This window comes from Flavobacterium sp., from assembly GCF_049318185.1.
Classification (GTDB): Bacteria; Bacteroidota; Bacteroidia; order Flavobacteriales; family Flavobacteriaceae; genus Flavobacterium.
The window spans coordinates 1-7,210 of the sequence record NZ_JBMOGV010000109.1 but is presented as its reverse complement, the minus strand read 5'-3'; the positions used below and the strand labels follow the sequence as shown (position 1 = coordinate 7,210).

8 protein-coding genes and 1 pseudogene are annotated in these 7,210 nt (G+C 33.2%); 7 read left to right on the top strand and 2 right to left on the bottom strand.

The genetic code is table 11. From position 1 onward, the window contains the following. On the top strand, positions 1–402 hold a 402-nt coding region (locus ACOYLT_RS09410; protein WP_422853602.1), incomplete at its 5' end, for a tyrosine-type recombinase/integrase. Here ACOYLT_RS09410 and ACOYLT_RS09405 read toward each other — a convergent pair. Further along, positions 403–906: a hypothetical protein gene (locus tag ACOYLT_RS09405; RefSeq protein ID WP_422853601.1), complete on the bottom strand. Its 504-nt coding sequence runs from the start codon at positions 904–906 to the stop codon at positions 403–405. It lies immediately after the preceding gene. A gap of 466 nt (positions 907–1,372) precedes the next feature. Next, complete coding sequence (locus tag ACOYLT_RS09400; RefSeq protein ID WP_422853600.1) at positions 1,373–1,621, bottom strand: helix-turn-helix domain-containing protein; 249 nt, start codon at positions 1,619–1,621, stop codon at positions 1,373–1,375. Between the two features lie 98 nt (positions 1,622–1,719). Here ACOYLT_RS09400 and ACOYLT_RS09395 point away from each other — a divergent pair, with 98 nt between their 5' ends. From ACOYLT_RS09395 to ACOYLT_RS09370, 6 genes and pseudogenes are all read left to right on the top strand, one after another. After that, positions 1,720–2,187 (top strand): T9SS type A sorting domain-containing protein, encoded by a 468-nt coding sequence (locus ACOYLT_RS09395; RefSeq protein ID WP_422853599.1) that lies wholly within the window; start codon positions 1,720–1,722, stop codon positions 2,185–2,187. Between the two features lie 12 nt (positions 2,188–2,199). Further along, the gene (locus tag ACOYLT_RS09390) at positions 2,200–3,405 is read left to right on the top strand and encodes a fibrobacter succinogenes major paralogous domain-containing protein (RefSeq protein ID WP_422853598.1); all 1,206 of its coding nucleotides are present in this window, start codon (positions 2,200–2,202) and stop codon (positions 3,403–3,405) included. Between the two features lie 6 nt (positions 3,406–3,411). Further along, complete coding sequence (locus tag ACOYLT_RS09385; protein WP_422853597.1) at positions 3,412–4,173, top strand: hypothetical protein; 762 nt, start codon at positions 3,412–3,414, stop codon at positions 4,171–4,173. 293 nt (positions 4,174–4,466) lie between these two features. Next, positions 4,467–5,873, top strand: coding sequence for a BspA family leucine-rich repeat surface protein (locus tag ACOYLT_RS09380; protein WP_422853596.1), 1,407 nt, complete (start codon positions 4,467–4,469; stop codon positions 5,871–5,873). 43 nt (positions 5,874–5,916) lie between these two features. Next, positions 5,917–6,384, top strand: a complete 468-nt coding sequence (locus ACOYLT_RS09375; RefSeq protein ID WP_422853595.1) for a T9SS type A sorting domain-containing protein — start codon at positions 5,917–5,919, stop codon at positions 6,382–6,384. Between the two features lie 2 nt (positions 6,385–6,386). Then, positions 6,387–7,210, top strand: a pseudogene (locus ACOYLT_RS09370) (hypothetical protein); the annotation flags it as partial.

Genomic DNA, 7,210 nt, shown 5'->3' with positions numbered 1-7,210 from the left:
TATAGAAGAAGAAAAACACATAAAGACTACAGTGTAAAGCTGTTTCCTGTAGCAGAAACTATAATAAATCAGATGCAAGTTCCTGGAAGTGATTACTTACTCCCTATTATACCAATTGATGTTCCTGAAGACAGTCTAAGAGCCAAAAGAACAATCCAACAATGCATCAAGACCACCAATAAATATTTGAAGCGATTGTCTGCAGAGGTTGGTCTAGGTTGTCCTGTAACAACATATTCAAGTAGGCATTCATTTGCTACTATAGCAAAGCGAATGGGGTATTCTAATGAGTTGATTGCTGAAGCTCTAGGACATGAGTATGGTAATAAGATAACTAACATCTACCTCGATTCTTTTGAATTGGACATACTTGATGCGATGCATCAACAAGTAATAAGGTAGTTACTTAATATCGTTGAAAATATCCCCAAGGGTTGCTCTTAGTTTTGCTCCCTTTCGAATTAAATGAGGATTGATAACATAAACCTTGCCCATGCTTTTTTTATCTTTAAATACGCCATAAAAAAGAACGTTTAGTTCCACAAGTCTATTCAGTTTCTTTTTTATTGCTTGAACAGAGTGGCCAAACTGCTTAGCAATAGTTGCAGTAGTATGTGGATCAAACTCATTTCTCATGCAAATGTTATGGCCAATAAGTAGATTGCTGGAAAGCGAAATTAACAATGCTAAATCAACTTCTTTTATTCCATTATGAAGTAAGTTTGTTAAGCAGTTTGTGTCAAGGTAAACGTAAGCCTTGCTATTTATTGTTATCTCTCCAGAGTCTTTTCTTTCCATTACTCTAATATTTCCAATATCGCTTATCTCGCCTGTTTTAGAATCAAGCAGCATTTTATTGGCAGTATTCAATTTCGTGTCTTTATAACGTCTTTTTACTTCTCCCATTTTTTATCTAATTTAGTATACAAATGTATTAAAATAATTCAATATAGCGATATTTATGAATAAAATAATTCATAAAAATAACATAACTAATTGATTATCAAGTTTAATACAATTATTCTTTTAAAATAAATTGTGATTACATGTTTTAGCATGTAATTCTCATCTGTAAAGGGCAATATTAGACCAGTAATTAGTTGATATAAGCTTTTAGTTTTATTCCATATGTGTAAATGCAAAGCAGTACACACACCACCTCTATATTGTCCTGTATAAGCATCAATGTATAGTTAGCAGTCATAAATATAAATATAGCATTGTGTGGATGATTTTGGATGCATTAAGGCATAACAGAAAAAGTTATTTCCCAGCATCTCTAAGCACGTTGATTATTTTACCTGTGCATGCATTTGAAGCTCCCTTCCAACAAAACACCCTCTATAAATAGATTACCTTCGATAGCTCCCCCTTAATCATTTGAATAGAATTTAAATAGGTCAGCTACAGACACACCTAAAGATTTGGCTATTTTAAGCATGGTTGAAACTTTCATCTCTTGCTTCCCCTTAATGTACTTTCTTAGGTTTTCTACATCAAGGTCTGCATCATGAGCAACCTCTCTAGTCTTCAATCCTTTTAGCTTTATTATCTCTTCTATTTGCTTCCCAAGATTAATGATATCAGGGGTAAGTGGTGATTTACGAACTCTTTTTTCCATTGTGGAAAATTACTTTCATCTGATTAAATGTATGTAATTGTTTACAATAGGTTGCATGTAACTGAATTTTTATATATTTGTACTTTAAATTATTAAGTATGAAAAATATCGTGATGATTTTATTGATGACTACTATTAGTTATTCTCAAAGCATTTCAAGACAAGTTATAGGAACTGCTGGAAAAACACAAAGCAATTCCAATCTCAAAGTTTCTTGGACCACAGGTGAGCCTGTTGTGGGTTTAATGACTGCTGGAGGCAATCAATTAGGTAATGGTTATTATCCAGCTTTAGATTTACAAGCGCTAAGCGTGGAAGATAATGTCTTGGATGTTCAATTAAGAGTTTATCCCAATCCAACCTCACAATCCTTGTATGTAACGCATCCTGATATGAATTCATTTGGAATTACCATTATGGATTTAAATGGCAAGCAATTGTATTTAGGCACAATCAACAAAGAAGAACCTTTGGATGTATCAAAATACACTCAAGGAATGTATTTGGTTACAGTAGAAAATAAAGAAACACAAAAAAAGAACACCTATAAAATAATAAAAAAATAAAACCAATATAAAATGAAAAAACTCTTTACTCTTTTAGCGCTAGTTGTAATAACAACAATAAACGCACAAGCTCCTCAAGGATTCAATTATCAAGCAACAGTGAGAAATAGTGCTGGTGCATTGATTGTAAATCAAATCGTTTTGGTTAAGTTCAATATCTATCAAAACTCTGTAACTGGTACATTAGTTTATAGTGAAAATCAAACTGCTAACACAGATGATTTAGGACATATTGCCTTAGTGGTAGGACAAGGAACAGCCACTACAGGAACGTTTTCTAATATAAACTGGGGTAATGGATCTTATTATTTAGGAATAGAACTAAATACTGGTTCAGGTGGTTATGTTGATATGGGAATTACACAGTTGTTGAGTGTTCCTTATGCACTGTATTCTAATAGTTCTGCAACTTCGACACCTCAAAACTTAACTTCAGTATTGAATGCTGGGAATAGTGCTGATAACACTAAAATTATAAATCTTGGAGATCCTGTGGACCTCAAAGATGCTGTAAACAAAGATTATGTTGATGCTCAGATATTAATTTTACAAAATTACATTAATACATTGCCTGTAACTGATATTGATGGAAATACCTATTTACCATTATCTATTTGTGGAAAGACTTGGACAAAGTCAGATTTAAATGTTTCTAAATATACTGATGGAACACCAATACCTCAAGTAACTGACCCAACACAATGGTCAAATTTAACTACTGGCGCTTGGTGCTATAACAATAATGATGCATCAAATGGTCCAATTTATGGTAAAATGTATAATTGGTATGCAATAGCTGGCATTTATGATGCTGCATCATTGTCTGACCCAACATTAAGAAAAAAAATTGCTCCTACAGGATGGCATGTGCCAACTTTTGGAGAATGGCTTTCATTGATAAATTGTCTTGGTGGCCTATATATAGGTGGAAACACTTATAGCATAGCTGGAGGAAAAATGAAAGAAGTAGGTACTACTCATTGGAATAGTCCTAATACAGGAGCAAATAACAGTAGTGGATTTACAGCACTACCTAGTGGTGATCGTAATTATTTTGGAAATTTTGATGGAGGGATTGGAACTTATGGTGGCTGGTGGAGTTCATCAAGTACTGGAGGTTTTGGTTACCACACAGGTATAAATTACGATTCTGACAACATTATTTTATCAGGAATAGGAAAAGGTTCAGGTAGTTCTGTTCGCTGTATTAAAGACTAATTAAAAATGAAAAAAATACTCTACCTCTTCAGCATAAGCTTTTTAATGCTACAATCTTGTTCATCTGATGATAACAATTCTAGTAACTCGACTTCAGTTTTAGTAAAAAAAATTATTGAGACCAGCCCTGATGGGGTATTCACAACTATTTTTACATACAATGGAAATAAAATTGCTGATGCAACATTTTCGGTTACTGGTAGTATAGCAAGCACAGGGAGTTTTACTTATACAGGTGATTTAATCACTAAAGTTGATATCTTTGACAACACTAATACTTTAGTCGGAAGGAGTATTTATAATTACAATTTAGACAATAAATTAGCCTCTTTTGTTGTACTTAACTACGCAAACGATTCAGGAAGAAGAGCAACTTACACTTACAATTCAGACGGAACAATTTCATCTTCTGAATATGAAGGTGATTTAACTTCACAAACCACTCTCAATGAAACAAAAACAATAATATTCAACAATGGAGAAGTGAGTAGTTTAGTTGAAAACATTGGTTCAATAACAGAAACAAATAGTTTTACCTACGACAATAAAAATAGTCCTTTTAAAAATGTGCTTGGTAGTGATAAACTCTCATATGCTGTTTTTGGGACTTTAACCAGTGAAATTAACCATAACTTAATAAAAATGGATACATCAATTGGAACAAGTAATTTTGTTTCTAATTGGCAATACACTTATAATTCTAATGATTACCCAACTTTAAAAAGTTCTGTTGAAAATCCTAATGAAACCAAACAATTTTTTTATTAAAATTTTAATAAAGCAATCGATAGGTCTTACTTTGGGCGTTCATTTTGTTACATAATACTTTTCCAAAATTTCTAACCAATTTGGTTAGTTTTTAGTGTGAGTGAGATTGAAGCCTCCTCCCTACCAAACCCCCTGGTGTTAAATTTCATGTTGGACGCATCCCCCTGATTAAACATTCCAAACGTTTAATAACGAAATACATACGTTAACTAAGAACAGAAATAAAAGCATCTTAGGAAGCTTCAATATGTTAAAATAGTTCACTACATTTGAGGGGATTTAATAAGAAAAACATGAAAAGAATACTACTCTTAATCATTTTACTGATTACAACATCTCAAACGATCTATTCACAAACAGTTGTATTAGACGCTAATAGTGTTACCGTTAAATGGACAGGAACTACAGTACCATCTCCCTATTTTGTTCAAGCCAACCCAAGAGGAACAGGAATGGAATGGTTTGCCATTGTTGATAATTCAACTAAACACATTATTAACTGGTACGCCAGAAATTTTCCATCGGGGATAAATTATTTTACACCACCCGGTGGGTCGTCACCTATTCCTTTTAATAATATAATAACTACTCTTGTGACAAATATGCAGAATTTGTTTTTCTATTCCAGCTCACCTGGTTTTTCTGAGGGGACTTACTTTAATCAAAATATTGACTCTTGGGATGTGAGTAATGTGACTGATATGAGTTTTATGTTTAACGACTGTTATGCCTTTAACCAACCTATTGGTTCTTGGAATGTCAGGTATGTAATTAATATGTTAGGTATGTTTAATCATTCTTGGGCCTTTAACCAACCTATTGGTTCTTGGAATGTTAGTAATGTGAATACTATGCAACAAATGTTTGGTGGCGCTTACTCATTTAATCAAAATATTGACTCCTGGGATGTGAGTAATGTGACTAATATGCTGAATATGTTTTCTAATGCTTTTGGATTTAACCAACCAATTGGTTCTTGGAACGTGAGTAATGTTACTGATATGAGTTATATGTTTGCTATGTCTTCCAATACTAGCAACTTTAACCAACCTATTGGTTCTTGGAATGTAAGTAATGTAACTAATATGAGTAATATGTTTGTTAATCTTTCCTCCTTTAACCAACCAATTGGTTCTTGGAATGTGAGTAATGTAACTCGAATGGATGGTATGTTTGGTAATGCTACCTCCTTTAACCAAAATATTGGTTCTTGGAATGTGAGTAATGTAACTAATTTGAATTATATGTTTTATGGAGCTCAACTTTCAACAGCTAATTATGATGCCACACTTATTGGATGGTCAACTATAAGTCCAAATGAAGCTCCATTAAAACCAAATGTAACTTTTTCAGGAGGGAATTCTAAATATTGCAATGGAGCCTCAGCTCGAAGTTCAATAATTAGCACTTATGGATGGACTATCACAGATGGCGGACTAGATTGTTCAAGTTTAGACACAGAGGAATTTGAAACAAGTAGTTTACAACTATATCCAAACCCTGTAATAAGTATTTTAAATGTAAAAACAGACTACAATTTTATCAATCAAACATATACTATAATTGATGGTTTAGGAAGAGTAGTTTTAAATGGAAAAATTACTGAAGTTGATACCACAATAAATGTAGAGCAATTGTCGAAAGGCATTTATTATCTAAAAATAGCTGGTAACAATGCAAATAAGTTTATAAAAGAGTAAATAACCCTAGCAACTAAAACAGTTGCTTAAAACTAAATGACATATGAAAAAATTAACACTGTTTTTGTTAGTAACTACCACGTGCTTCTCACAAACAGTTTCTAAGCAAGTTATAGGCACTGCTGGAAAAACACAAAGCAATTCCAATCTTAAGATTTCTTGGACTACTGGTGAGCCTGTTGTGGGTTTAATGACTGCTGGAGGCAATCAATTAGGTAATGGGTATTATCCTGCCATGGATATACAAGCATTAAGCATTGATGACGCTACTTTAAATGTAGAAATCAAGGTATATCCCAACCCAACCTCACAATCGTTGTATGTATCACATCCTGATATGAGTTCTTTTGGAATTACCATTGTGGATTTGAATGGCAAACAGTTGTATTCAGGAACAATCAACAAAGAAGAACCTTTGGATGTATCAAAATACACTCAAGGGATGTACATGGTAACGATTGAAAATACAACCACCAACAAAAAGAACACTTATAAAATCATCAAAAAATAATTATGAAAAAACTTTATACACTTTTAGCATTCGCAATTACGATTATTGCAACAGCACAAGCACCACAAGGTTTCAACTATCAAGCAACAGTTAGAAACTCAGCTGGAGCTCTTATTACCAACCAAAACGTGTTGTTTAAGTTCAATATAATGTTGAACTCTCAAACGAGTTTGCCAGTTTATTCAGAAACTCACCAAGCACCAACAGATGATTTAGGACAAGTAAACCTAGTAATAGGAACAGGTACTGCTACAACTGGAACTTTTGCAGGGATTAACTGGGGAAGCGGAACATATTATTTAGGTATTGAATTGAATACAGGCGCAAACTTTGTGGCTATGGGAACCACACAATTGTTAAGCGTTCCTTATGCGTTGTATGCCAATACAGCTGGTTCAGCTTCTAGTAATAATACAGGTTTAATATCACCAACAATAACAACAAACCCAGTCACAAATATTATAGGAACAACTGCTTCATTTAGCGCAAGCATTAGTAATGTAAATATTAATCAATTGAAGACAACAGCTGGATTTGTTTATTCCTTGAATCCTAATCCTATATATGAATTTACATCATTTGGTGGTGGCAATGCTTTAGAAGTTAATTTAAGTTCAAACACTTATACTTTTGATTCTGCAGTTCAAGGATATCCAGATTTTTCACCTAACACTTTATACTATGTTAGAGCTTTTGTTGTTACAGAAAACAATATTACAGTTTATGGAAATGAAATTAGTTTTGTAACTGCTGCTTGTCCAACACAACATGCTTATTGGTTTGGCGCTCTTAGTATAGAGGATGTAGGTTATGGATCAACACCAGG

Excerpts from the sequence above, each read along its gene's own strand:
- ACOYLT_RS09395 (WP_422853599.1), top strand. The coding sequence starts at position 1,720 with ATGAAAAATATCGTGATGATTTTATTGATGACTACTATTAGTTATTCT.
- ACOYLT_RS09400 (WP_422853600.1), bottom strand. The coding sequence starts at position 1,621 with ATGGAAAAAAGAGTTCGTAAATCACCACTTACCCCTGATATCATTAAT.
- ACOYLT_RS09385 (WP_422853597.1), top strand. The coding sequence starts at position 3,412 with ATGAAAAAAATACTCTACCTCTTCAGCATAAGCTTTTTAATGCTACAA.
- ACOYLT_RS09405 (WP_422853601.1), bottom strand. The coding sequence starts at position 906 with ATGGGAGAAGTAAAAAGACGTTATAAAGACACGAAATTGAATACTGCC.
- ACOYLT_RS09380 (WP_422853596.1), top strand. The coding sequence starts at position 4,467 with ATGAAAAGAATACTACTCTTAATCATTTTACTGATTACAACATCTCAA.
- ACOYLT_RS09375 (WP_422853595.1), top strand. The coding sequence starts at position 5,917 with ATGAAAAAATTAACACTGTTTTTGTTAGTAACTACCACGTGCTTCTCA.
- ACOYLT_RS09390 (WP_422853598.1), top strand. The coding sequence starts at position 2,200 with ATGAAAAAACTCTTTACTCTTTTAGCGCTAGTTGTAATAACAACAATA.